The 26,245-nt window shown below is 65.9% G+C and carries 23 protein-coding genes and 1 pseudogene; all 24 read left to right on the forward strand.

The window, feature by feature from the left end; translation table 11 throughout:
- The first annotated feature begins 1 nt into the window (after position 1).
- The 24 genes and pseudogenes from pseG (at position 2) to fliI (ending at position 26,244) form a co-directional block, all read left to right on the forward strand.
- The gene (pseG, locus tag PSm6_RS20935; RefSeq protein WP_043245569.1) at positions 2-1,501 is read left to right on the forward strand and encodes a UDP-2,4-diacetamido-2,4,6-trideoxy-beta-L-altropyranose hydrolase; all 1,500 of its coding nucleotides are present in this window, start codon (positions 2-4) and stop codon (positions 1,499-1,501) included.
- Entirely contained in the window at positions 1,498-2,562 is a 1,065-nt protein-coding gene (pseI, locus tag PSm6_RS20940; RefSeq protein ID WP_021220612.1) for a pseudaminic acid synthase, read from the forward strand. The genes pseG and pseI overlap by 4 nt, the downstream gene beginning before the upstream one ends.
- On the forward strand, positions 2,559-3,170 hold the full coding sequence (hisH, locus tag PSm6_RS20945) for an imidazole glycerol phosphate synthase subunit HisH (RefSeq protein WP_021220611.1): 612 nt from the start codon (positions 2,559-2,561) through the stop codon (positions 3,168-3,170). Before pseI ends, hisH begins: the two co-directional genes overlap by 4 nt.
- Positions 3,167-3,973: an imidazole glycerol phosphate synthase subunit HisF gene (gene hisF, locus PSm6_RS20950; RefSeq protein WP_184488943.1), complete on the forward strand. Its 807-nt coding sequence runs from the start codon at positions 3,167-3,169 to the stop codon at positions 3,971-3,973. The genes hisH and hisF overlap by 4 nt, the downstream gene beginning before the upstream one ends.
- 9 nt (positions 3,974-3,982) lie before the next feature.
- Entirely contained in the window at positions 3,983-5,176 is a 1,194-nt protein-coding gene (locus PSm6_RS20955) for an N-acetyl sugar amidotransferase (protein ID WP_021220609.1), read from the forward strand.
- 18 nt (positions 5,177-5,194) lie between these two features.
- Positions 5,195-6,205: a class I SAM-dependent methyltransferase gene (locus PSm6_RS20960; RefSeq protein WP_021220608.1), complete on the forward strand. Its 1,011-nt coding sequence runs from the start codon at positions 5,195-5,197 to the stop codon at positions 6,203-6,205.
- Positions 6,198-6,968, forward strand: a complete 771-nt coding sequence (locus tag PSm6_RS20965) for a phytanoyl-CoA dioxygenase family protein (protein WP_021220607.1) — start codon at positions 6,198-6,200, stop codon at positions 6,966-6,968. The genes PSm6_RS20960 and PSm6_RS20965 overlap by 8 nt, the downstream gene beginning before the upstream one ends.
- A 129-nt stretch (positions 6,969-7,097) precedes the next feature.
- Positions 7,098-7,610, forward strand: coding sequence for a hypothetical protein (locus tag PSm6_RS20970; protein WP_148304322.1), 513 nt, complete (start codon positions 7,098-7,100; stop codon positions 7,608-7,610).
- A 5-nt stretch (positions 7,611-7,615) separates the two neighbouring features.
- Entirely contained in the window at positions 7,616-9,016 is a 1,401-nt protein-coding gene (locus PSm6_RS20975) for a glycosyltransferase family protein (protein ID WP_265168127.1), read from the forward strand.
- Entirely contained in the window at positions 9,013-11,547 is a 2,535-nt protein-coding gene (locus PSm6_RS20980) for a glycosyltransferase (RefSeq protein ID WP_265168128.1), read from the forward strand. Before PSm6_RS20975 ends, PSm6_RS20980 begins: the two co-directional genes overlap by 4 nt.
- 249 nt (positions 11,548-11,796) lie before the next feature.
- Positions 11,797-13,260: a flagellin gene (locus PSm6_RS20985; RefSeq protein ID WP_021220604.1), complete on the forward strand. Its 1,464-nt coding sequence runs from the start codon at positions 11,797-11,799 to the stop codon at positions 13,258-13,260.
- 208 nt (positions 13,261-13,468) lie between these two features.
- Positions 13,469-13,723: pseudogene (locus PSm6_RS20990) on the forward strand (flagellar protein FlaG); the annotation flags it as partial.
- 80 nt (positions 13,724-13,803) lie between these two features.
- Positions 13,804-14,817 carry a flagellar filament capping protein FliD gene (gene fliD, locus PSm6_RS20995; protein WP_307735007.1) on the forward strand — a complete coding sequence of 338 codons (1,014 nt, stop codon included), beginning with the start codon at positions 13,804-13,806 and terminating at the stop codon, positions 14,815-14,817.
- Positions 14,754-15,257, forward strand: a complete 504-nt coding sequence (gene fliD / locus PSm6_RS30365; protein ID WP_307735008.1) for a flagellar filament capping protein FliD — start codon at positions 14,754-14,756, stop codon at positions 15,255-15,257. The genes fliD (PSm6_RS20995) and fliD (PSm6_RS30365) overlap by 64 nt, the downstream gene beginning before the upstream one ends.
- A 127-nt stretch (positions 15,258-15,384) precedes the next feature.
- Complete coding sequence (fliS, locus tag PSm6_RS21000; protein WP_031288165.1) at positions 15,385-15,765, forward strand: flagellar export chaperone FliS; 381 nt, start codon at positions 15,385-15,387, stop codon at positions 15,763-15,765.
- A 13-nt stretch (positions 15,766-15,778) separates the two neighbouring features.
- Positions 15,779-16,078 (forward strand): flagellar protein FliT, encoded by a 300-nt coding sequence (gene fliT, locus PSm6_RS21005; RefSeq protein ID WP_265168129.1) that lies wholly within the window; start codon positions 15,779-15,781, stop codon positions 16,076-16,078.
- A 222-nt stretch (positions 16,079-16,300) separates the two neighbouring features.
- Positions 16,301-17,773, forward strand: coding sequence for a sigma-54 dependent transcriptional regulator (locus tag PSm6_RS21010; protein ID WP_021220599.1), 1,473 nt, complete (start codon positions 16,301-16,303; stop codon positions 17,771-17,773).
- Positions 17,774-17,882: 109 nt separating this feature from the next.
- Positions 17,883-19,097 (forward strand): sensor histidine kinase, encoded by a 1,215-nt coding sequence (locus PSm6_RS21015; RefSeq protein ID WP_021220598.1) that lies wholly within the window; start codon positions 17,883-17,885, stop codon positions 19,095-19,097.
- A 4-nt stretch (positions 19,098-19,101) separates the two neighbouring features.
- Positions 19,102-20,526: a sigma-54-dependent response regulator transcription factor FleR gene (fleR, locus tag PSm6_RS21020; protein WP_265168130.1), complete on the forward strand. Its 1,425-nt coding sequence runs from the start codon at positions 19,102-19,104 to the stop codon at positions 20,524-20,526.
- Between the two features lie 387 nt (positions 20,527-20,913).
- A complete protein-coding gene (gene fliE, locus PSm6_RS21025) occupies positions 20,914-21,246 on the forward strand; it encodes a flagellar hook-basal body complex protein FliE (protein ID WP_021220596.1) in 333 nt (110 codons plus the stop codon).
- Positions 21,247-21,261: 15 nt separating this feature from the next.
- Positions 21,262-23,055, forward strand: a complete 1,794-nt coding sequence (fliF, locus tag PSm6_RS21030; protein WP_265168131.1) for a flagellar basal-body MS-ring/collar protein FliF — start codon at positions 21,262-21,264, stop codon at positions 23,053-23,055.
- Entirely contained in the window at positions 23,048-24,061 is a 1,014-nt protein-coding gene (fliG, locus tag PSm6_RS21035) for a flagellar motor switch protein FliG (RefSeq protein WP_021220594.1), read from the forward strand. The genes fliF and fliG overlap by 8 nt, the downstream gene beginning before the upstream one ends.
- Before the next feature lie 10 nt (positions 24,062-24,071).
- Positions 24,072-24,896 (forward strand): flagellar assembly protein FliH, encoded by an 825-nt coding sequence (gene fliH / locus PSm6_RS21040; protein ID WP_043244973.1) that lies wholly within the window; start codon positions 24,072-24,074, stop codon positions 24,894-24,896.
- Positions 24,886-26,244, forward strand: coding sequence for a flagellar protein export ATPase FliI (gene fliI / locus PSm6_RS21045; protein WP_021220592.1), 1,359 nt, complete (start codon positions 24,886-24,888; stop codon positions 26,242-26,244). The genes fliH and fliI overlap by 11 nt, the downstream gene beginning before the upstream one ends.
- Position 26,245 lies beyond the last annotated feature (1 nt).

The raw sequence follows: 26,245 nt of genomic DNA on the forward strand, positions 1-26,245 counted from the left end.
GATGCGCGTGCTGATCCGCGCGGATGCGTCGCTGCGTATCGGTTTCGGGCATGTCATGCGCTGCCTGACCCTGGCGGACGCCCTGCGCGATAACGGCTGCGAGGTGTTGTTCGCCTGCGCTGCCGAGCCCGGCAATGCCCTGCAGCTGATCGCCGACAGGGGGTTCTCCACCTGCGCGCTGCCGGGGGGCGACCTGCGGCAGAGCGCGGAGGCGCCCTTGCCCTGGGCGGCGGATATTGCCGCGCTATGGGCTGCGCTGGACGGTGCCGGAACCTTCGACTGGTGCATCGTCGATCATTACGGGCTGGGGGCCGACTGGCAGCGTGCGGTCCGTGCACGGGCGCGCCAGGTGATGGTCATCGATGACCTCGCCAACCGCGACCACGATGCCGACCTGCTGCTGGACCAGAACCTCACCGCCTCGAACCGGGCCTATGCCGGGCGCCTGCCCGCGCCGTGCCAATCGCTGTTGGGGACGCGCTTCGCCCTGTTGCGCCCTGAGTTCTTCGGTGGGCCCATCGAACTGGCCGGCGAGGCACGCCGGGTCGTGGTGAGTTTCGGTGGCGTCGATCCCACCAAGGAGACGCTCAAGGCCATGGAGGCATTGCAGGGATTGCCGGCGCTGGAGGTGGATTTCGTCGCCGGGGCTGCCAACCCGGCCTGGGACGAGCTCGTCTCGCGTTGCGAGGGCCAGCCGAACTGGCGGCTGCACCGTCACCTGAATGATTTCGCCGAGCTGCTGCGGCGCGCCGACCTGTGCATCGGCGCGGGCGGGGCGACCAGTTGGGAGCGTGCCGTACTCGGCATCCCGACCCTGTGCATCGCCCTGGCCGAGAACCAGCGGCCCAATGCCGAGGCCCTGGCCGAGGCGGGTGCCCATCTCTACCTGGGCGAGTCCTCCGCTGTAACGGCCGCTGACCTGCGCGCCGCCGTGCAGGTGCTGGCCGGCAACCTCGGCTTGCGCCGCAGCCTCGCCGCGCGCTCACGCGCCCTGGTGGACGGCATGGGCGTGGGGCGAGTGCTCTGCGCCCTGTTGGCTCCGGCGCTGACGCTGCGCCCGGCATCCCTCGCCGATGCACGGCTGCTGTTCGAGGGGCGCAATGCCGAGTCGGTGCGCCAGGCCTCGCTCAGCCGCGAGCCGGTGTCCTGGGAGGGGCATCTGCACTGGCTGGAGGGCGTGCTGGCATCCGAGCGGCGTTGGCTGCTGGTGGCCGAACTGGCGGACGGCCCGGTCGGCGTGCTGCGCTATGACCGCCTGGAGTCGCGCCCCGACACCGCGGAGGTGTCCATCTACCTGCTCCCCGGCCGCGCAGGCGTCGGCTGGGGCCACCACCTGCTGGCCGCTGGCGAGAAGGCCCTGCGTGCGCACTGGCCCGACCTCGGGGTTGTCGAGGCGCAGGTGCGTCCCGACAATGCCGCCTCCCTGGCGCTGTTCGCTCGCGCCGGGTACCAGCAGGAACACTGTCTTTTCCGTCGACCCTTGCCGGGAGAAAACCCATGAGCACCCTGCATATCGGCACGCGGGCGATAGGGCGCGACGCGCCGCCGTTCGTGATCGCCGAGATGAGCGGCAACCACAACCAGTCGCTCGACCGTGCGCTGGCGCTGGTGGAGGCCGCTGCCAAGGCCGGGGCCCATGCCCTGAAGCTGCAGACCTACACCCCCGATACCATGACGCTGGACCTGGACGAGGGCGAGTTCCATATCGGTGACCCCGACAGCCCCTGGACCGGTACCTCCCTGTACCGCCTCTATGGCGAGGCGCACACGCCCTGGGAATGGCACGAGCCGATCTTCCGTCGTGCCGCCGAGCTGGGCATGCTGGCGTTCTCCACGCCCTTCGATGCGACGGCAGTGGATTTCCTCGAATCCCTCAATGTGCCGGCCTACAAGATCGCCAGCTTCGAGAACGTCGACCTGCCGCTGATCCGCCGCGTGGCGGCGACCGGCAAGCCGCTCATCGTCTCCACCGGCATGGCCTCCCTGGCGGAAATCCAGGAGTGCGTGGACGCGGCGCGGGGCGCGGGGTGCGAACAGCTGATTCTGCTCAAGTGCACCAGCACCTACCCGGCCAGCCCGAGCAACACCAACCTGCGCAGCATTCCGCACATGCGCGAGCTGTTCGGCTGCGAGATCGGCCTGAGCGACCACACCCTGGGCGTCGGCGCTTCGGTGGCGGCGGTGGCCCTGGGCGCCAGCGTGATCGAAAAGCACTTCACCCTGAGCCGCGCCGATGGTGGCGTGGATTCGACCTTCTCCCTGGAGCCGGACGAGCTGGCCGCCCTGGTCGCCGAAACCGAGCGCGCCTGGCAGGCACTGGGCGGCGTGAGCTACGGGCCCACGGCCGCCGAGCGCAAGTCGCTGGTGTTCCGCCGTTCGCTCTATGTGGTGCGCGACATGGCCGCCGGCGAGGCCTTCAGCGAAGCCAACGTGCGCGCCATCCGCCCCGGGCTGGGCTTGCCGCCCAAGTACCTGGAGCAGGTGCTGGGCAGCGTCGCCAGCGAGCCGCTCAAGCGCGGCCAGCCACTGGCCCTGCGCCACCTGAGGGACGCTCCCCGATGACGCGGGTGTGCATCCTCGACTACGGCTCGGGCAACGTGCGCTCGGTCGCCAACCTGTTCGCCACCCTGGCGGAAACCCAGGTGTCCAACGACCCGGCGGCCATCGCCGCTGCCACCCACCTGGTGCTGCCCGGCGTGGGTGCCTACGGGGCGGCCATGGCGCGTATCCAGCGCAGCCTGCCGATGGAGGCCGTGCGTGAGGCGGTCTTCACCCAGGGCAAGCCCTTCCTCGGCATCTGCGTGGGCATGCAGGTGCTCAGCGACGAGGGCATGGAATTCGGTGCCACGGCCGGGCTGGGCTGGATCCCAGGCCGGGTGGAGCGCCTGGAGGCCCCCGGGCTGCCGCTGCCCCACGTGGGCTGGAACGATATCCGCGAGGCGCGGCCGCACCCCTTGCTGGCCGGGCTGGAAAGCACGCCGGACTTCTATTTCGTGCACAGCTACGCCTTCCAGGCGGTGGAGCCGGGCGACGTCATCGCCACGGTGGAATACGGCAGCCGCTTCGCTGCGGTCATCGGCCGGGATAACGTGCTGGGCGTGCAGTTCCACCCGGAGAAGAGCCAGCGTGCCGGCGCCCAGCTGCTGAAGAACTTCCTGGAGCTGGCATGAAGAAGAAACGCCTGATCCCCGTCCTGCTGCTGAAGAATGGCCAGCTGGTGCAGAGCAAGCGCTTCACCCGTCACCAGGTGCTGGGCAATCCCTCGGCTGCGGTCAAGCGCCTGAGCGACTGGGCAGCGGACGAACTGATCTACCTCGACATCAGCCGCGACGACCATTACGACATGGGCCGCGATGACCTGGGTGGCGGCAACCTGCGCGACATCGACGCCATCGTCGCCGAGGTGGCGCGGGCCTCCTTCATGCCCATCACCCTGGGTGGCCGCATCCGCAGCCTCGACGATATCGCCCGGCGCCTGGCCACCGGCGCCGACAAGGTGACGCTCAATACCGCCGCGCTGGACGACCCCGGCCTGATCGAGGCGGCCAGCCGCGAGTACGGCTCCCAGTGCATAGTCGTTTCCGTGGACGTGGCCAGGGAGGAGGGTGGTTACCGGGTGTTCGCCGAAGGCGGCAAGCGCCCCACCGAGCGCTTCGTCGCCGATTGGGCGAGCGAGCTGCAGGCGCGCGGTGCTGGCGAGGTGATGATCAACTCCATCGAACGCGACGGCGCCCGCCAGGGCTACGATCTGCAACTGCTGGATATCGTCTGCCGGCAGGTGAGCATCCCGGTGATCGCCCTGGGCGGCGTGGGCGAGTGGGAGCATCTGGCCCAGGCCCTGGAGCAGACCGGGGTGGACGCCGTAGCCGCCGCCAACGTCTTTCATTACACCGACCAGAGCGTCTATCTGGCGCGCAAATATCTATTCGATCGCGGGCTCAACGTGCGCAGCCCGCAATTGCTGAGTCTCTAGGAGAGTTCCGTGGAATATTGCAGCCGCTGCGTGTACCCGAGGGCCAGTGTCAACCTGATGCTGGACGAGCAGGGGGTCTGTTCGGCCTGCCAGGTGGCGGAGCAGTTCGCTCAGCTCCCCGAGTCATTCTGGGATGAGCGTCGCAAGCGCTTCGAGCGGGTGCTGGAGGAGACCGGTGCCGGCAAGCGCAACGACAATTACGACTGCATCATCCCCGTCAGCGGTGGCAAGGACAGTTACTACCAGGCCCATGTGATCGCCGCCCAGTACGGCCTCAAGCCGCTGCTGGTGACCTACCACGGCAACAACTACCTGCCCGAAGGCGACTACAACCGCGACCGCATGCGCCATGTGTTCGATGCCGACCACATGGTCTTCGGCCCCAGCGTGGAGGTGCTCAAGCGCCTCAACCGCCTGTGCTTCCGCAAGATGGGCGACATGAACTGGCATGCCCACTGCGGGATCATGACCTACCCCATCCAGGTGGCGGTGAAGTTCGACATTCCGCTGATCATCTGGGGCGAGACTGCTTGGGACATTTCCGGGATGTTCGACCCGGACGACTACGTCGAATTCAGCGCGCGGGTCCGTCATGAGCACGCCCTGCGTGGCTTCGAGTGGCACGACATGCTGGACGACCCGGCCGAGCCGCTGCGCGAGAAGGACCTGCTCTGGGCGCGCTACCCCAGCGATGCGGAGATCCTCAAATCCAAGGTGCGCGGCATCTACATCGGCAACTTCTTCCCCTGGGACGCCAACCAGCACACGCGCCTGGTGCAGGAGAACTACGGCTGGAAGATGGCGGACAAGCCCTTCGAGCGCACCTACCGGCAGATGTCGAACCTGGACGACCGCTACGAGAACGGCGTGCACGACCTGCTCAAGTTCATCAAGTTCGGCTACGGCCGGGCCTCCGACCACGCCTCCAAGGATATCCGCGCCGGCTACATGACCCGCGAGGAGGGCGTGGAGATCGTGCGCAAGATGGACCACGTGGTGTCCAGCGACCTGCAGCACTGGCTGGACTACGTGGGCCTGACCGAGCGCGAATTCTGGGAGGTGGCCGATACCTTCCGCTCGCCGCGCGTCTGGTGGATCGAGGATGGCCAGTGGTGGAAGGACAATATCTGGGGCGAAGCCAGCGCCTACGGGCCGGTGCACCTGCCGGAAGACCAGCAGCAGAAATACCGTCGGGCCAACTGAGCACCGGGAGGAGGGGACATGAAAGAAGACGACATCCGGCCTTCCCGCCTGCAGGCGGGGCAGCGCGTGGCCCTGCTGCGCGATATCGCCATGCTGCTGGCACGCAACGACGAGTTCGTCGAGGCGGCCTGCCCGGCGTGCGGCTCCGTTGATGCGCGCTTCAAGTTCGAGAAGAACGGCTTCCGCTACCAGGACTGCCAGGCCTGCACCACCTTCTACGTCAACCCGAGACCGGGGGAGGCGCTGCTCGGCGACTTCTACCGCAGCAGCGAGAACTACGCCTATTGGGCGCGGCACATCTACCCGGCGTCCGCCGCCGCCCGCCACCAGTCGGTGATCGTGCCGCGCGTGGAGCGGGTGCTGGAGCTGTGCCATGAAATCGGCCTGCCGTTCGGCGAGATGCTGGAGATCGGCGCCGGCTACGGCTCCTTCTGCAGCGAGATGCAGCGGCGCGGGCTGTGGCGGCACATCGTCGGCATCGAGCCCACGCCCGACCTGGCGGGCATCTGCCGCGAGCAGGGCTTCGAGGTGGTGGAGTCGCGGGTCGAGGATTTCGCCGCTACGACCGACCGCCGCTTCGACCTGATCGTCGCCTTCGAGGTCATCGAGCACCTGTTCGACCCCGGCCAGGTGGTGGCCAGCCTCGAATGCCTGCTGCGCCCGGGCGGGGTGCTGATCCTCACCTGCCCCAACGGCGCCGGCTTCGACGTGCAGCAACTCGGCCCCGACAGCCCCTGCGTCGATCACGAGCACCTCAACTACTTCAATACCCGTTCGCTGCCGCTGTTGCTGGAGCGCCACGGCCTGGCCACGCTGAAGTGCATCACCCCCGGCAAGCTGGATGCCGAGCTGGTGCGTAAGGGCATCGCCGCCCAGGGGCGCGAAGGGCAGCTCGAGCCCTTCCTCCACGAGGTGCTGTTCGAGCGCTGGGACGAGCTGGGCGCTGCCTTCCAGCGCTTCATCGCCGATGCCGGCATGTCCTCCCACATGTGGGTGATGGCCCGCAAGCCGGGCGCTGCCGATGTCTGACTACGAGGAGTTCGCCCGCGCCCTGCGCCAGACCTACCAGGACAACGGCTTCGCCCTGATCAAGCAGTTGCTTTCGCCGGAGGTGGCGCAACGGCTGCGCAAGGACATGGCGGTGCTGTTCGAGCGGGAGCCGCGCTATGCCGGCGACATCTACGACAACCCCGGGCTGGGCGATATCCGCATCGATGTGTTCAGCCGCTATCCCTCTGTGTGGAAGGCGATCTTCGACAGCGAGATCCTCGCCGTGCTGAAGATCCTCCTGGGCGAGGACTTCGCGCTCCTGCCGGAGTCGGCGCTGCACCGCAAGGGCTATGGAACCTGGCACAAGGACACCGACTCCCAGCAGAAGGCCGGGCACCGGTTCCAATGGGAGCCGGATTGCGACATCGTGCAGATCGCCTTCTATCTCCAGGCCAACACGCCCGAGCACGGGGGCGGCCTGGAGGTGATCCCGGGTTCCCACCGGGTGGACATGCGCTGGTACGAGGAGAGCCAGAAGGGCCTGCGCGTGCTGAGCGAGGCGGGGGACATGGTCATCTTCAACACCCGCCTCGATCACAAGGCCTGCTGGCCGGTGCAGCCGGTGCCGGAAGGCCAGGAAAAGTACGCGGTGTTCTTCATGGCATCGCGCAACAACGATCATGCACGCCGCTACATCGACTTCATCCGTGGCCGGCCGGGCTACCTTTTCATGGATGGCTTCAGCTATCCGGCCGCTCTGCAGAGCCTCGCGCGCCAGGCAGGTGTCAACTTGCTGGTGTGAATCTTGCTGCAGCGCGGGATACGTCAATTTTCCGTTCAGGTCGGGACGCCCGCCGTGCCGCCTGAACCGCTTCCAGACAGGTAGGTTATGGTCGGACTCGTGCTCCCCCCCTCGATGCAAGGCAAGCCCGTGTGGCGCAAGTTGCTGCCCACCGGCTTCAGCGGGTTCGACCCCGAGCAGCCGTGCGGCTACTGGCCCGTGCTCTGGCAACGCTGGCTGGGCTACCGCGAAAGCGATGCCGCCTTCGGCGATTTCCTGGCGTTCCTCGAATCCCTGCCCAGTGGCCCGGCGCTCGACAGCGAGGCCCTGGCGCAGCAACTGCAGCCGCACCTGGCGCGGCCGCGCAACCGCTTCTTCCTGTTCATCCTCTGGTTCTTCCGCGAAGGGGCCCGGCCCACGCCGCTGGCCGAGCTGCCCGACCTCGAGACGTTGCTCGGGGCGGAGCACTGGGCGCACTTCACGCGCTGGCACCGCAAGTACCACACCGACTTCGTGGCGCTGGAGTGCCTGCTCGCCTGGCAGCAGCAGCCGGAGGTCCGCGCTGCCTACCTGTATCGCGGCGTCGAACTGCAAGGCGTGCTGGATTACCCGGCCTTCCCGCGCATGCTCGATTCGCTGTTCCACGCCTTCACGGACGAGTGATACCCATGTCCCAGCCCTTGCGCGCGATCATTACCCAGCTCTGGACCAAGAACGTTCCATTGCTGGAGCAATACCTGGCCGATTACGGCCCCCGTACCGTCCTGACCTTCCAGGGCTGCGTCACCCCCGAATTCGAAAGCATGCTGGAACGCCACGGTAGCGACGTGGTGCTCATCGACTCACTGCTGGAAAGCATGGTCACCGCCACCACCGAAACCTTCAATGAGCGGGCCGCGCTGCCCTTCAGCGATACCGTGCGCCAGGGCATCCAGCCGCAGCTCGAGGCTGCCGGCCTGACCTGGGAAGACTGGGTGCGCACCCTGCAGGACGTCGCCACCCGCACGCTGCCGGTGTCCTTCGCCCTGGTGGACGCGCTGGATCGCCTGGCGACCCTCTATGAAATCGAACTGATCGCCGTCAACGAAGACTGGATGTTCGGCTCCAAGACCTTGGTGGCCTGGGGCAAGGCGCGGGGCATCCCCAGCCTGCACGTCGAGCACAACCCGACCCTGTGCTACCCCTACACCGTCCACGACCAGCAGAACGCCGACCGGATGGTGGTGTGGAGCGAGGACAGCCGCCGCCTTTACGGCGACGCCGGCTACGACACCGAGCGCCTGCAGGTGATGGGCCTGCCGCAGTTCGACGACCTCTTCGCCGTGCGTGGCGAACGCCAGGCCAGCCGTGAAGCGCTGTGCGCGGAGCTGGGCCTGGACCCGTCCCTGCCCATCGTGGTGCTGGGTACCACCCTGCTGGCCGAGCATGCGCTGCCGCCGGAGCTGAACATCGACGAGCAGGTGCTGCGTGCCTACCTCGGCGCGATCGGCACCCTGGGCAAGGGCGTGCAGGTGGTGATCAAGGGGCGCAGGCCCCAGGGCCGTTTCGGCGCCGAGCAGGTGGCCGTGCTGGCCGCCGAGTACGGCCTCACGGCCGCTGACTACCGGTACGCCGATGGCGCGCCGCTGCCGTTCCTGCTGTCGGCAGATGTGCTGGTGGCGGTGGATTCCGGCCTGCAGGTGGAGGCGATGCTGGTGGGCACGCCGGCACTCAACCTGATGACCGAGACCGGCTTCTTCTATGGCCCCGGCCTGGTGCCGGGGCAGGGCGTGGACACGGTGGACGGCAATGAGCTGGCGCCCGCCATCCGTCGACTGCTGGATGACCCGGAGCACCGGCAGCGCATGCTCGAGCGGGCCAATGCCTGCATCGAGCAGTTGCCCCGGGGCTCCACCGCGGCCATCGCGGCGTTCATGTCGCAGCTGGCGTTGCCCGCACCGCGTCGCCTGCAGGCCAGCGACCAGTTGATGGACTGGTTGGAATCCGCCGCGCCGACCGGCAATGCGCTGAGGATCATCCTTGATCACCTCGCCGCCCACAGCCCCGGGCGCCACAGCTGGGCGTCGTGATACTGGACCGCCAGGGCAGCCTGGCTGATGTGATCACCACCGTGGGCAGCCTCTCCGAAAGCCGTTACCCGGAACTCGTGCCGATGCTGGTGAGTGCCAATGCCGAAGTCGTCGGTGAGGCGAACATCCCCGCCCGGCTGGTGCAGGACGGCAGCCATGTGGAGGCGATCAACGAACTGGTGGCCGGCGCGGATCTGGACTGGGTGCTGGTGGTGGATGCCGGGGTGGAGTTCACCTCCACCGGCCTGCTCGCCATCGCCCAGAAGGTCGCCTCCGACCCGCAGTGCCGCGCGCTCTATGCCGATGAATTCCAGCTGACCGAGCTGGGCGCGCGCGGGGCCTGCTTCAAGCCGGACTTCAACCTCGACCTGCTGCTCAGCTTCCCCCTCAGCCTGTGCCGCTACTGGTTCATCCGCGCCGACGTATTCCGGACCGAGGGCGGCTTCGACCCGATCTTCGCCGACGCCATGGAGCTGGAGTTCATCCTGCGCCTGGTGGAGCGGGACGGCCTGGTGGGCCTGGAACATGTCGACGAGGTGCTGCTCACCAGCCGGGTGCCGCAGTTGCGTGCCAACCCGGTGGAGCAGGTGGCCATCGAACGCCACCTCGAACAGCGTGGTTACCAGGCGCGGGTGGAGAGCTTCCTGCCGGGGCGCTACCGCATCGACTACGGCCACGAGGTCGGGCCGAAGGTCTCCATAGTAGTGGCGGTGCGTGACCACCTGTCGCTGCTGCAGCGCTGCGTGGATAGCTTGCTGGAGAAGACCCGTTACGGTCATTACGAGCTGCTGCTGGTGGATTGCGAGAGCCAGGAGCCGGCGACCCGCCAGTGGCTGGATGGCGTCGAGGCGCTGGACAGCGAGCAGGTGAAGGTCTGGCGCTTCGCTGGCGAGCTGAATTATTCGGCGATGGTCAACGCGGTGGCGATGTCGGTGGAGTCCGACTACCTGCTGCTGCTCAGCCACGATGTGCGCATCGTGCACGAGGACTGGCTGGAGCAACTGCTCAACCACGCGCTGCGGCCCGAGGTGGGGGTGGTTGGCGCCAAGGTGCTGGATGCCATGGGCTGCATCGAGCAGGCGGGGATCATCCTCGGCCTGCACGAGGTGGCGGGGCGCACCTTCGTCGGCGAACCGGGCGATGCCGCCGGCTATATGAACCGTTTGCAGGTTCCCCAGAACTACAGCGCGGTGGGCTCGGCCTGCATGATGGTGCGGCGCGAGGCGTTCATCGCGGTGGACGGCATGGACGCGGAACGCCTCGGTGCCTTCTATGGCGATGTCGATCTGTGCCTGCGCATCCGCGCGTCCGGGCTGCTCAACGTGTGGACCCCCGATTGCGTGGTGATGCGCGACGGCATCGACCTGCCGGTGCTGGCCATCGACGGCGCCCTGGCACGCCAGGCCGCGCTCAAGGCCGAGCGCGAGCAGATGCTGCAGCGCTGGCTGCCGGTGCTGGCCCGCGACCCGGCCTACAACGCCAACCTGTCTCTGTCCGGCCACGGCTTCGGTTTCGAATACGGCACGCGGCGCGTGCGTCATCCGCTGCTGCCCCAGGTGCTCTGCTACCCGGCGGACGCCACCGGCTGCGGCCACTACCGGATTCGCCAGCCACTGGAGGCGCTGCGTGAGGCGGGCCTGGTGGAGGGTACGTTCAGCGGCACCCACCTGACGCCCGTGGAGCTGGAGCGCTTCGGTGCACAGACGGTGGTGTTCCAGCGGCAGATCATGGACCCGCAGATCGAGGGCATGCGCGAAGTGAAGGCGCTGTCCGGGGCATTCCGCGTCTACGAACTGGATGACTACCTGCCCAACCTGCCGCTCAAGAGCGCGCACCGGGAAACCATGCCGCGCGATGTGCTCAAGTCATTGCGCCAGGCGGTGGCGCTCACCGATCGCTTCGTCGTTTCCACCGCGCCGCTGGCCGAGGCCTTCGCCGACCTGCACAGCGATATCCGCGTGGTGCCGAACTGCCTGCCGTTGCCCTGGTGGAGCAATCTGCGCAGCCGGCGCCGCCGTGGCAGCAAGCCCCGGGTTGGCTGGGCGGGTGGCAGCAGCCACCAGGGTGACCTGGAGCTGATCGCCGATGTGGTCCGTGAACTGGCGGGGGAGGTGGAGTGGGTGTTCTTCGGCATGTGCCCGGAGAAGCTCCGGCCCTACGTGCACGAATTCCATATCGGCGTGCCGATCGAGTTGTATCCGGCCAAGCTGGCCAGCCTGGACCTGGACCTTGCCCTGGCGCCGCTGGAGCAGAACCTGTTCAACGACTGCAAGAGCAACCTGCGCCTGCTGGAATACGGCGCCTGTGGCTTCCCGGTGATCTGCAGCGACGTGCTCTGCTACCGCGGCGACCTCACGGCGACCCGGGTGAAGAACCGCTTCAAGGATTGGGTGGACGCCATCCGCATGCATTTGAGCGACCTCAAGGCCACCGCCGCCGCCGGCGACACCTTGCGTGCCCAGGTGCTGGGGAACTGGATGCTGGACGGGGAGAACCTGGTGCGCTGGCGCGCCGCCTGGTTGCCGGACTGACCGTCCTGGCGCTCACCGACGAACGGCGTGGCAAAAGGCTAAACCTTCGCTACGCCTGCCGATAACAGGAGTACGAACACTGTTCGCGGCTGCGCGGCAAGCCCAAAGAGAAAAAATTTCAAATTTCTCCTAAAGCTCCACCGGCAAGCGCCGATAAACAGTTCGAATGCGAATTCTAGGGGCACCTGAGCAGCAGGTCCTGAAGGTCGCAAAGCTCAGGTAAATACTAGGTACTTCGGGAGACGCCAAATGGCACTTACAGTCAATACCAACATTGCTTCGCTCAACACTCAGCGCAACCTGAACGCATCGTCCAATTCGCTGAATACCTCGCTGCAGCGTCTCTCCACCGGTAGCCGTATCAACAGCGCCAAGGACGATGCCGCCGGCCTGCAGATCTCCAACCGTCTGACCAACCAGATCAGCGGCCTGAACCAGGCGACCCGCAACGCCAACGACGGTATCTCCCTGGCGCAGACCGCTGAAGGTGCACTGCAGCAATCCACCAACATCCTGCAGCGTATCCGCGACCTGTCCATCCAGGCAGCCAGCGGCTCGAACAGCGACGCCGACCGCGCGGCCCTGCAGAAAGAAGTGACCGCGCAGCAGGCCGAACTGTCCCGTATCGCTGAAACCACCACCTTCGGTGGTCGCAAGCTGCTGGACGGCACTTTCGGTACCACCAGCTTCCAGGTCGGTTCCGATGCCTACCAGACCATCGACGTGACCCTGAAGGATGCGTCCTCCGCCAAGCTGGGTTCCTACCAGGTCGGTGGTGGTGCTTCCACTTCTGCGGCCGGTGCCTCGGCATCCGGTACCACCGTTGCCGGTAGCGTGGTTGCGGGTAGCGGTGGTGCGTTCGCCTCCGGCACCGTCACCGTGGTCGGCAACGGCCAGACCAAGGACGTGACCCTCGCCGCGACCGACAGCGCGAAGAGCATCGCCCAAAAGTTCGACGGCTCGATCGCCGGCCTCTCCGCCAGCGCCCGTACCGTGATTCAGGCCGACGTCAACTTCACCTCCGGTGCAGCCTCGTTCAACCTGACCGTTGGTTCCAACACCGTGCAGATGGTAGGTGTAACCTCCAACGAAGACCTGGCCAACCAGATCAACTCCAACGCCGGTAAGCTTGGTCTCACCGCCAACTACGACCAGCAGAACGACAAGATCACCATCACCTCCGCGACTGGTGAGACGATCGAGTTCGGTGCTGCTACCGGTAGCTCCGCAGGCACCATCGACGTGGCCGCTCAGGGCAACGACGGTACCTACGGCGGCGCGACGGATGTGGCGGCGACTGGCGGCAAGGCCTTCGGTTACGTGCAGCTGGATTCCCCGGTATCCTTCGCGGTGACCGGCGATACCACCCAGGTGTTCAGCACCAGCTCGTCGACCCTGAACACCGTTGCCAACGTCGATATCTCCACCGCCGATGGTGCCCAGCGCGCCCTGGCAGTGGTCGACAGCGCCCTGGCAGCGATCGACTCCCAGCGTGCCGACCTCGGTGCTGTGCAGAACCGCTTCGATAACACCGTATCGAACCTGCAGAACATCTCCGAGAACGCCGCTTCTGCTCGTAGCCGGATCAAGGACACCGACTTCGCAGCTGAAACTGCGACCCTGTCCAAGAACCAGGTTCTGCAACAGGCCGGTACTGCGATCCTGGCCCAGGCGAACCAGCTGCCGCAGTCGGTTCTCAGCCTGCTGCAATAACGCAGGAAGAGCGCCCAGCAACAATGGGGGGAAGGGGATGACCCTTCCTCCCATTTGGCCATTGTGAGGTATGAAAAATGGATATCTCGAACATTACGTCGGTCGGTGCCCTACCCAGGTTGGCCAAGGACCCCGTCGCCAGCGTAACGCCCGGCCAGGAGGCTGCCAGGAAGGTGGCTCCGGCAAGCACTGCGGTCAGCAGCGCTGAAGCGGACGCCCAGTCCCAGCAGTCCCAGGCGCAGGGGGCAACCTGGAATCCGCTGTCGCTGATATCCAGTCCTTCGTCCAGACCGTCAAGCGCGGGCTGGATTTCAATGTCGATGACTCCAGTGGCGAAGTCGTGGTGAAGGTCATCGATACCGATTCGGGCAAGCTGATCCGGCAAATTCCTTCCGAGGAATTGCTGAAGCTCGCTGAACGGCTGGAAGACATCCGCAGTCTGATGTTCGAGGCCAAGGCTTGAGTTGGTACGTTTCTTGAGTACCAAACTCTTGATCGTTCCCTGGAAGGGAACTCGGGACGTTTTTTTGACGGAGGTGTGAGATGGCTACCACCATCGGTACTGTTGGATCTGGACTCATCGATATCGATACCACTGTGAAAGCGCTGGTGGCCAACGCCCGTGCGCCCAAGCAGAACCAGCTCGATACCCTGGAGTCGAAATCCACGACCAAGCTCACCGCCCTCGGCTCCCTCAAGAGCGCCGTCAGTGAATTCCAGAGCGCCATGGCGTTGCTCAACAGCCCCACCAGTTTTCTGGCGCGGACTGCGACTTCGTCCAACACCGCGGCGCTGAACGCCACCGCGACCCCGAGTGCGGTTTCCGGCAGCTACAAGATCAACATCACCCAGTTGGCTGCAGGCAGCAAGATCGCTTCGGCGGCCTTCAGCACCGGGGCTACCACGGCCTTCAACGAAGGCTCGCTGGACATCAAGATCGGTGGTAACGATGCCTTGACCATCGCTGTCGACAGCACCAACAACACCCTTTCCGGTATCCGTGACGCCATCAACAAGCAGGGTGCGGACAAGGGCATCAGCGCCACCATCGTGACTGACAGCCAGGGTTCGCGCCTGGTGCTGAGCAGCAGCAAGATGGGGGACGGCAAAGACATCACCATGACCGGCACCAGCACCTCGGGCAGCAAAACCGACCTGAGCAAGCTGAACTTCCCCGGCCCGACCCTGAATCCTTCCGACTTCGGCTCGACCGCCGAGTACGACGCGGCCGTGGCCAAGGCCGGCAAGACCCTGTCCACCGCCCAGAGCGCCAAGTTGACGGTGGACGGCCTGAGCGTGGTCAGTGACTCCAATACCGTCACCACCGCGATCGATGGCATCACGCTCAATCTCACCGGTGAGACCGAGGCGCTCAAACCCTTGACGCTGACCGTCGGGCAGAACAGCAGCGCGGTGAAGACCAACGTGCAGAACTTCGTCACCGCGTACAACAAGATGGCCTCCGCCATCAGCTCGCTGACCAAGGTCACCCCGTGGAAGGCAGCGACCCGGTGGTTGCCGCGCTGGCCGGCGACTCCACCGCACGCGCACTGTTGAACTCCATGCGCAGTGAACTGGTCACCCCGAGCAGCAGCGATGGCTCGGTCAAGGCGCTGGCATCCTTGGGCATCACCACCAAGCAGGACGGCACCCTGGATCTCAACTCCGCCAAGCTGGATGCGGCCATCGCCTCCGACTACCAGGGCATCGCCGACTTCTTCACCGGTGACAACGGCCTGGCTGCGCGCATGACCGCGAAGGCCAAGCCGTACACTGACTCTGGTGGCGTCATCGAGCAGCGCAGTTCGGTGCTGCGCGACACCATCAAGGGCGTCGACAACCAGCAGAAAGCGCTGGACCTGCGCATGACCGCGCTGCAGACCCGTCTGTACAAGCAGTTCACCACCCTGGACTCGTTGCTGGCGCAGATGCAGGGCACCAGCGACAACCTCGCTTCGCAGCTCGACGCCTTGCCTGGCCTGGTCAAGAAGAACTGACCGAGCCCGAGGTTTGGTCCGCTCGCGTCTTAATGACGAAAAATGCTCAGCAGAAGGCTTAAAGCTCCCGTGAAACCAGCCGATATTATGGATATCGAAGAAACACCGGTTCACGAGGAGTTGCGAAATGAGAGCGATGTTGGCCATGAAGCAGTATCAGCAGGTGAACGTGCAGGCTCAGGTGTCTGACGCCAGCCCGCATCGTTTGATCCAGATGCTGATGGAAGGCGGCCTCGAACGCATGGCGCAGGCCCAGGGTGCGATGATGCGCGAGCAGGGACCGCTGAAAGGCGAGCTGATCAGCAAATCCATCGGTATCATCGGCGGCCTTCGCGAGGCGCTGGACCCGTCTCGCGGTGGCGAAGTCGCGGCCAACCTCGACCGCCTCTATGAATACATGATCGCGCGCCTTATCCACGCCAATAAAGCCAACGACCCGGCGGTGCTCACCGAGGTGGCCGGCCTGTTGCGTGAAGTGAAGTCCGGCTGGGATGCCATTGCGCCCTGAGTAGGAGAGCAACATGAGCCACATCATGCTCAAGCAGATCGAAGAAACCCGCCTGGCCCTGGTCTCCGCCTTCGAGAGCCAGGACTGGGAGAGCGTGAGCCAGCTCGACCGCCAGTGCCGCGATCAGGTGAGCGTCGCCATGCTCGATTGCGCCGATATCGAGGAGGGCCTGCGCACGCAACTGGAGGCCCTGATCGACGTCTACCGTCGCCTGACCGAATCCTGCGCCCAGCAGCGCGACCAGGTGGCCAGCGAGCTCAGCAATCTCGTCCGCTCCAACCAGGGTGCCAAGGTCTATCAGCTGTTCGGTTGATGGCACCCCGATGCGGCACTGATGGCATATCGGTGCTGCGTCCTCAGTCTCTTAGGCTTTCTGTCGATCTCCTCAAAAAAAGCACGCCATAAATTTGACTCTGTTCGCTTTTTTGACTTTACTAGTGGCCAATTGCCGTTGCCGATCGCGATTTTGATGGCACCGGCTGCCCTTGTGCCGCTCTAACGCGGCATCAGTCCTCGAGCAAAGATCAGAACAAGCATGTGGCGTGAAACCAAGATTCTGCTGATTGACGACAACAGCGATCGCCGCCGTGATCTGGCGGTCATTCTGAACTTTCTCGGCGAAGAGCATCTGGCCTGCGCCAGCCGCGACTGGCGTGACGCCGTCGGCGCGCTGAGCGCCACCCGTGATGTGCTTTGCATCCTCCTGGGCGATGTCGAGTCCAAGGGCGGCACCACCGAGCTGCTCAAGCAGGTCGCCACCTGGGACGAGTTCCTTCCCGTGCTGCTGATCGACCAGGCGGTTCCGGCCGACTGGTCCGATGAGGTCCGCCGCCGCGTGCTGGCCAGCCTCGAGATGCCGCCCAGCTACAACAAGCTGCTGGATTCCCTGCACCGCGCCCAGGTCTATCGCGAGATGTACGACCAGGCCCGCGAGCGCGGCCGCCAGCGCGAGCCGAACCTGTTCCGCAGCCTGGTGGGCACCAGCCGTGCCATCCAGCAGGTGCGGCAGATGATGCAGCAGGTGGCCGATACCGACGCCAGCGTGCTGATCCTCGGCGAGTCGGGCACCGGCAAGGAAGTGGTGGCGCGCAACCTGCACTACCACTCCAAGCGCCGCGATGCGCCCTTCGTACCGGTCAACTGCGGCGCCATCCCCGCCGAGCTGCTGGAAAGTGAGCTGTTCGGCCATGAGAAGGGTGCCTTCACCGGTGCCATCACCAGCCGTGCCGGGCGCTTCGAGCTGGCCAACGGCGGCACCCTGTTCCTCGACGAGATCGGCGACATGCCGCTGCCGATGCAGGTCAAGCTGCTGCGAGTGCTGCAGGAGCGCACCTTCGAGCGCGTGGGCAGCAACAAGACGCAGAACGTCGACGTGCGCATCATCGCTGCCACCCACAAGAACCTCGAGCAGATGATCGAGACCGGTGGTTTCCGTGAGGACCTCTACTACCGCCTCAACGTCTTCCCCATCGAGATGGCCCCGCTGCGCGAGCGCGTGGAGGACATCCCGCTGCTGATGAACGAGCTGATTTCGCGCATGGAGCACGAGAAGCGCGGCTCCATCCGCTTCAACTCCGCCGCCATCATGTCGCTGTGCAACCACGACTGGCCGGGCAACGTCCGCGAGCTGGCCAACCTGGTGGAGCGCATGGCGATCATGCATCCCTATGGCGTCATCGGCGTGACCGAGCTGCCGAAGAAATTCCGCCACGTGGACGACGAGGACGAGCAACTGGCCGCCAGCCTGCGCGAAGAACTCGAAGAGCGCTCCGCCATCGGTGCCGGCCTGCCCGGCGTCAGCAGCCCGGCGATGCTCCCGCCCGAGGGCCTGGACCTCAAGGATTACCTGGGCAACCTGGAGCAGGGGCTGATCCAGCAGGCGCTGGACGACGCCGCCGGTGTCGTGGCCCGTGCCGCCGAGCGTTTGCGCATCCGCCGCACCACCCTGGTGGAGAAGATGCGCAAGTACGGCATGAGCCGTCGCGACGACGAAATGGCAGAAGATTGACGCTGATTTCGTAAATACCTGTTTTAAAAGGGTATTTTTTTAGGCACGGGTATTGCTATGTCTCTCTCGACTGACCGTCTCCTGACGGTTTGCCGAGCGAGAGAGAACCATGACCGCCAGTGCCAGCCCATCGCAGAAACCTGAGTCCGCCAGTGCGGCGCCCGTAGAAGAGGCCGGCAGAGCCAGCCTCGAACAGGCGTTCGCCATGTTCAACCAGATGTCCAACCAGCTGAGCGAGTCGTACAGCCTGCTGGAGGCGCGGGTGACCGAGCTCAAGGGGCAGCTGGCCCTGGTCAGCGCCCAGCGCATGCAGGAACTGGCGGAGAAAGAGCGCCTGGCCCTGCGCCTGCAAAGCCTGCTCGACCTGCTGCCCGGTGGCGTCATCGTCATCGATGGCCAGGGCGTGGTCCGTGAAGCCAATCCCGTGGCGCGCAGCCTGCTCGGCAAGCCGCTGGTGGGGATGCTCTGGCGCGAGGTTATCGCGCGCAGCTTCGCTCCGCGCAAGGACGATGGTCACGAGATTTCCATGAAGGATGGGCGTCGCCTGTCTATCGCCACCCGTTCCTTGAACGGCGAGCCCGGGCAACTGGTGCTGCTCGCCGACCTCACCGAAACCCGTCTCCTGCAGGATCAGCTGGCCCGCCACGAGCGGCTTTCTGCCCTGGGGCGCATGGTCGCGTCCCTGGCCCATCAGATCCGTACGCCGCTCTCCGCCGCGCTGCTCTATGCCAGCCACCTCACCGAGCAGGTGCTGCCGGTGGAGCAGCAACAGCGTTTCGCCGGTCGCCTCAAGGAGCGGCTGCACGAGCTCGAACACCAGGTGCGTGACATGCTGATCTTCGCCCGTGGCGACCTGCCGCTGCCGGATCGGCTGAAACCGGTGATGCTCTTCGCCGCGCTGCGCTCGGCCGCCGAATCCCATGTCACCGGCCTTTCGGTGCGCTGGCAATGCGACGCCAGTGGCGGCGAGCTGCTGTGCAACCGCGACACTCTGGTGGGGTCGCTGCTCAACCTCATCGAGAACGCCATCCAGGCCTCCGGCCGCGATGTGCGCCTCAAGATCCACCTGTACAGCCGCGACGGCACGTTGCGCCTGTGCATCAGTGACAACGGCCCGGGCATGGATGCCGCTACCCTGGCTCGCCTGGGCGAACCCTTCTTCACCACCAAGACCACCGGAACGGGCCTCGGCCTCGCGGTGGTCAAGGCGGTGGCGCGCGCACACCAGGGCGAGTTGCTGCTCAGCTCCCGCCCGGGTCGTGGCACCTGCGCCACCCTGGTCCTGCCGTTGCTTGGCACGGCACAGCCGGTAATTCAGGAGTAACCCCATGACCGTCAAAGTTCTGTTGGTCGAAGACGACCGTGCCCTGCGCGAAGCGCTTGCCGACACCCTGATGCTCGGCGGCTACGACTTCCGCGAAGCGGATAGCGGCGAGGCCGCCCTGGTGGCCCTGGGCGAGGAGCCCTTCGGCATGATGATCAGCGACGTCAACATGCCCGGCATGGATGGCCACCAGTTGCTCGCGCTGGTGCGTACCCGCTACCCGCAACTGCCGGTGCTGCTGATGACCGCCTATGGCGCGGTCGAGCGTGCGGTCGACGCGATCCGCCAGGGTGCCGCCGACTACCTGGTCAAGCCCTTCGAGCCGCGCGCGCTGCTGGAGTTGGTCGAGCGCCATGCCCTGGGACGCGCCAGCGCTGGTGAAGGGGAGGGCCCCGTGGCCCAGGAGCCGGCCAGCCTGCAACTGCTGGAACTGGCCGCCCGTGTGGCCCGCAGCGACTCCACCGTGCTGATCTCCGGTGAGTCCGGTACCGGCAAGGAAGTGCTCGCCCGCTACATCCACCAGCAGTCACCGCGTGCCAACAAGCCCTTCATCGCCATCAACTGCGCGGCGATCCCCGACAACATGCTCGAGGCGACCCTGTTCGGTCACGAGAAGGGTGCCTTCACCGGTGCCATCGCCGCCCAGCCCGGCAAGTTCGAACTGGCCGATGGCGGCACCATCCTCCTCGACGAGATTTCCGAGATGCCCCTGGGCCTGCAGGCCAAGCTGCTGCGCGTACTGCAGGAGCGCGAGGTGGAGCGGGTCGGCGCGCGCAAGCCCATCGAGCTGGACATCCGCGTACTGGCCACCACCAACCGCGACCTCGCCGGCGAAGTGGCGGCGGGGCGCTTCCGCGAGGACCTCTATTACCGCCTCTCGGTCTTCCCCCTGGCCTGGCGCGCGTTGCGCGAGCGCCCGGCGGACATCCTGCCCCTGGCCGAGCGCCTGCTGGGCAAGCACGTCAAGAAAATGAACCATGCCCCGGTGCGCTTCTCCGCCGAGGCGCGCCAGGCGCTGGTCAGCCACCCCTGGCCGGGCAACGTCCGCGAACTGGACAACGCCATCCAGCGTGCGCTGATCCTCCAGCAGGGCGGCCTGATCCAGCCCCACGACCTGTGCCTCACCGCGCCCATCGGCATGGCCGTCGCACCGGTATCGGTACCCCTGAGCCCGGTCGCCGCCGCCGTCCCGGCGCCGGTCGGCCTGCCCGTCAGCCCTGCCGCGCCCGCTGCTGACGCTGCGGGCGCGCTGGGCGAAGACCTGCGTCGGCACGAGTTCCAGATGATCATCGACACCCTGCGTTCCGAGCGCGGCCGCCGCAAGGAAGCCGCCGAACGCCTGGGCATCAGCCCGCGCACCCTGCGCTACAAGCTCGCGCAGATGCGCGATGCGGGGATGGATGTGGAGGCGTATTTGTATGCCAGCTGACGCTGAAGTTTGACGCTGGAAGCCTGAAGCCTGAAGCCGGGTGGGTGTCGCTCTTTGCATCCATCGGTGGGGCTTGGCATGGCTGCGAAGTTCACCGGGCTGAAGCCCCGGGCTACGCGCAGAGTGCGGAAATAAATCAGCCCAGGGGTTGACGGTGTCCGCCGATCCCCCAGGCTCTTCCAGCTTCCAGCTTCCAGCTTCCAGCTTCCAGCTTCCAGCTTCCAGCTTCCAGCTTCCAGCTTCCAGCTTCCAGCTTCCAGCTTCCAGCTTCCAGCTTCCAGCTTCCAGCTTCCAGCTTCCAGCTTGCCCGCCTAATTGGCACCCTTGTTGCAACCTCCCCACAAAGACCGCTCTAGCGTCAAAAAACTGCGGTCGCGGAGGAATGTGATGAGCCAGGGTGTCGAATTCAATCGCCTGATGTTGGAAATGCGCTCCATGCAGATGGAGGCCATGGCCCGTACCAAGCCCGTGGTCAGCGCTACGCCCGAGGTCAATGCGCCGAGCTTCTCCGACATGCTCGGCCAGGCCGTTAACAAGGTGAACGAAACCCAGCAGGCGTCCAGCCAGCTCGCCACTGCCTTCGAGACGGGCCAGAGCGGCGTCGATATCACCGATGTGATGATTGCCTCGCAGAAGGCCAGCGTGTCGTTCCAGGCCATGACTCAGGTGCGCAACAAGCTGGTCCAGGCGTATCAAGACATCATGCAGATGCCGGTTTAAGGGCAGGGTTGAGAAATGGCAGACGCGGCAACCGCTAACGTTCCGGCCCCGGCGGGCGAGCAGGGCGAGAAGAAACCCCTCTTCGGCCTGGCATTCCTGGAAAACCTTTCGCAGATGAGCATGCTGCGCCAGATCGGCCTGCTGGTCGGTCTTGCCGCCAGCGTGGCGATCGGTTTTGCCGTGGTGCTCTGGTCGCAGCAGCCGGACTACCGTCCGCTCTACGGCAGCCTGAGCGGTATGGATGCCAACCAGGTGATGGAGGCGCTCAACGGCGCCGACATCCCCTACAAGATCGAACCCAATTCCGGTGCCTTGCTGGTCAAGGCCGACGACGTGGCCCGTGCCCGCATCAAGCTGGCCGGCGCCGGCATCGCGCCCAATGACGGCAACGTCGGCTACGAGATCCTCGACCAGGAGCAAGGCCTGGGCACCAGCCAGTTCATGGAAGCCACCCGCTACCGCCGCGGCCTGGAAGGCGAGCTGGCGCGCACCGTTTCCAGCCTGAACAACGTCAAGGGTGCCCGCGTGCACCTAGCCATCCCGAAAAGCTCGGTGTTCGTCCGTGACGAGCGCAAGCCCAGCGCCTCGGTGCTGGTCGAGCTGTACCCGGGCCGCTCCCTGGAGCCGAGCCAGGTGATGGCCATCGTCAACCTGGTCGCCACCAGCGTGCCGGAACTGGAGAAGGGCCAGGTCACGGTCGTGGACCAGAAGGGCACCTTGCTGTCCGACCAGCAGGAGCTTTCCGAGCTGTCCATGGCGGGCAAGCAGTACGACTACACCCGCCGCATGGAAGGCCTGTTCACCCAGCGCGTGCACAGCATCCTGCAGCCGGTGCTGGGCAATGGCCGCTACAAGGCCGAAGTGTCCGCGGATGTCGACTTCAGCGCGGTTGAGTCCACCGCTGAAATGTTCAACCCGGACCAGCCCGCGCTGCGCAGCGAGCAGAAGCTCAATGAGGAGCGCCAGGCCGCCTCCGGTCCGCAGGGCGTGCCCGGTGCGCTGTCCAACCAGCCCCCGGGCCCGGCCACGGCCCCGCAGCAGGCCGCTCCGGCCGCTGCCGCACCGGCCGTGGCGCCCGGTCAGCCGATCCTCGACGACAACGGCCAGCAGATCATCGACCAGGCCACCGGCAAGCCGATGCTGGCGCCGTACCCGACCGACAAGCGCGACCAGACCACGCGCAACTTCGAGCTGGATCGCTCCATCAGCTATACCAAGCAACAGCAGGGTCGCCTGCGCCGGCTTTCCGTCGCCGTGGTGCTGGACGACCAGGTCAAGGTCAACGCCCAGGGCGAGACCACCCATGTACCCTGGACCGCTGACGAGATCGCTCGCTTCACCCGTCTGGTACAGGACGCCGTGGGCTTCGATGCCAGCCGTGGCGACAGCGTCAGCGTGATCAACACGCCGTTCGTCGGCGGTGGCGACGAGGTGATCGAACTGCCGTGGTACGAGCAGGTCTGGTTCCAGATGCTGACCTCGGGTCTGAAGCAGCTGTTCCCGGCGTTGCTGATCCTGATTCTGGTGTGGTTCGTACTGCGCCCGGTGCTCAACAACATCTCCGGCGGTGGCAAGGGCAAGGACCTGGTCGGCGGCGGTCGCGACGGCGACGTCGAGCTGGGCGAAATGGGTGGGCTGTCCGGCGAGCTGTCCGATGATCGGGTGAGCCTCGGCGGGCCGCAAAGCATCCTGCTGCCGAGCCCGAGCGAGGGGTATGATGCACAACTGAACGCGATCAAAAGCCTGGTAGCCGAAGACCCGGGTCGCGTGGCCCTGGTAGTCAAAGAGTGGATCAACGCCGATGAGTGATAACCGCGCTCCCAAGCTGACCAAGGTGGACAAGGCCGCCATCCTCCTGCTTTCCCTCGGCGAGACCGATGCCGCGCAAGTGCTGCGCCACATGGGCCCGAAGGAAGTGCAGAAGGTCGGCGTGGCGATGGCGCAGATGCGCAACGTGCACCGCGAGCAGGTCGAGCAGGTGATGGGCGAGTTCGTCGAGATCGTCGGCGACCAGACCAGCCTGGGCGTCGGTGCCGACGGCTACATCCGCAAGATGCTCACCCAGGCCCTGGGCGAGGACAAGGCCAACAACCTGATCGACCGTATTCTCCTGGGCGGCAGCACCAGCGGCCTGGACAGCCTGAAGTGGATGGAGCCGCGCGCCGTGGCCGACGTCATCCGCTACGAGCACCCGCAGATCCAGGCCATCGTGGTCGCCTACCTCGACCCCGACCAGGCCGGCGAGGTGCTCAGCCACTTCGACCACAAGGTGCGCCTGGACATCATCCTGCGCGTGTCCTCGCTGAACACCGTGCAACCTTCCGCGCTCAAGGAACTCAACCTGATCCTCGAGAAGCAGTTCGCCGGCAACTCCAGCTCCACCCGCACCACCATGGGCGGCGTGAAGCGCGCGGCGGACATCATGAACTTCCTCGACAGCTCGGTGGAGGGCCAGCTCATGGACTCCATCCGCGAGGTGGACGAGGACCTGTCCGGCCAGATCGAAGACCTGATGTTCGTCTTCGACAACCTGGCGGACGTCGACGACCGCGGCATCCAGGCGCTGATGCGCGAGGTGTCGTCCGATGTGCTGGTGCTGGCCCTCAAGGGCTCGGACGAAGCGATCAAGGAGAAGGTCTTCAAGAACATGTCCAAGCGCGCCGCCGAACTGCTGCGCGACGACCTCGAAGCCAAGGGCCCGGTCCGCGTCAGCGACGTGGAGACCGCGCAGAAGGAAATCCTCACCATCGCCCGCCGCATGGCCGAAGCCGGAGAAATCGTGCTCGGTGGCAAGGGCGGCGAAGAAATGATCTGAGGCGCGCCCGATGGCTACCAAGGAAGCACAGAGCGAGCTGATTCGCGCCAAGGATGTGAACGCCTTCGATCGCTGGTCCCTGCCCAGCTTCGATCCCGAAGGCCCTGCCGTGGTCGCCGAGGAGCCGGACGAGCCCGCCCAGCAGCCGGACGCGCCGGCGATGGCCGAGGCCGCGCCGGCCACGGAAGCCCCGCAGGCCGTCGAGGATGTCGAGCCGGAGGCCGTCAAGCCGCTGACGCTCGATGAGCTGGAAGCGATCCGCCAGGACGCCTACAACGAAGGCTTCGCCACCGGCGAGAAGGACGGCTTCCATGCCGGCCAGATCAAGGCGCGCCAGGAGGCCGAGGTGGCCACCAATGCGCGCCTGGAGTCCCTGGAAAGCCTCATGGGCCAGCTCATGGCGCCCATCGCCGAGCAGGACCAGCAACTGGAAGAAGCCATGGTGCACCTGGTCGGGCTGATCACCCGGCAGGTCATCCAGCGCGAGCTGGCGATGGACTCCACCCAGATCCGCCAGATCCTCCGCGAAGCGCTCAAGCTGCTGCCCATGGGCGCCAGCAACCTGCGCATCCACATCAACCCGCAGGACTTCGAGTTGGTGAAGGCCTTGCGCGAACGCCACGAAGAAACCTGGCGCATCCTCGAAGACGAGACCCTGCTGCCCGGCGGTTGCCGCATCGAAACCGAACACAGCCGCATCGACGCCAGCATCGAGACGCGCATGACCCAGGCGCTGAAGCAGCTTTTCGACCAGCAGCGCGAACAGAAGGTGCACACGCCACCGGCCGATATCGCCCTCGACCTGAGCCCGCCGGAACCGCCCCATGCGTCTTGAGCGGACCAGTTTCGCCAAGCGCCTCGGCGGCTACGCCGATGCCGTGCAACTGCCCACCCAGCCCGTGGTGGAAGGGCGCCTGCTGCGCATGGTCGGCCTTACCCTGGAAGCCGAAGGCCTGCGCGCCGCCATTGGCAGCCGTTGCCTGGTGATCAACGACGACAGCTACCACCCGGTGCAGGTGGAAGGCGAAGTCATGGGGTTCTCCGGCAACAAGATCTACCTGATGCCGGTGGGCAGCCTCGCCGGCATCGCTCCCGGCGCCCGCGTGGTGCCGCTGCCCGATACCGGCCGCCTGCCCATGGGCATGTCCATGCTCGGGCGGGTACTCGACGGCGCCGGCCGTGCCCTGGACGGCAAGGGCGGAATGAAGGCCGAAGACTGGGTGGCGATGGACGGCCCGGTGATCAACCCGCTCAACCGTGACCCCATTTCCGTGCCGCTGGACGTCGGCATCCGCTCCATCAACGGCCTGCTTACCGTCGGCCGTGGCCAGCGCCTTGGCCTGTTCGCCGGCACCGGCGTGGGCAAGAGTGTGCTGTTGGGCATGATGACCCGCTTCACCGAGGCGGAAATCATCGTCGTCGGGCTGATCGGCGAGCGGGGCCGCGAGGTCAAGGAATTCATCGAACACATCCTCGGCGAAGAGGGCATCAAGCGCTCCGTGGTGGTCGCCTCGCCCGCGGACGACGCGCCGCTGATGCGCCTGCGTGCCGCCATGTATTGCACGCGCATCGCCGAATACTTCCGCGACAAGGGCAAGAACGTCCTGCTGCTGATGGATTCGCTGACCCGTTTCGCCCAGGCCCAGCGCGAGATCGCCCTGGCCATCGGCGAACCGCCGGCCACCAAGGGCTACCCGCCCTCGGTGTTCGCCAAGCTGCCCAAGCTGGTGGAGCGGGCCGGTAACGGCGAGAAGGGCGGCGGCTCGATCACCGCCTTCTACACCGTGCTTTCCGAGGGTGACGACCAACAGGACCCCATCGCCGACGCCGCGCGGGGTGTGCTCGATGGTCACTTCGTGCTGTCACGGCGCCTGGCGGAAGAGGGCCACTACCCGGCGATCGATATCGAGGCGTCCATCAGCCGGGTCATGCCCCAGGTGGTCAGCCCCGAGCACATGAAGATGGCCCAGCGCTTCAAGCAGCTGTGGTCGCGCTACCAGCAGACCCGCGACCTGATCAGCGTCGGCGCCTATGTCGCCGGCGGCGATGCCGACACCGACCTGGCCATCGCCCGGCAACCGGCCATGGCCAAATACCTTCACCAGGGGCTCAACGAAAGCGAGCCGCTGGCACAGAGCGTCGAGCGCCTCGCCGCGGTGCTGAACACCGGCAGCGCGGGTTGAT

Source organism: Pseudomonas solani, assembly GCF_026072635.1.
Lineage (GTDB): Bacteria > Pseudomonadota > Gammaproteobacteria > Pseudomonadales > Pseudomonadaceae > Metapseudomonas > Metapseudomonas solani.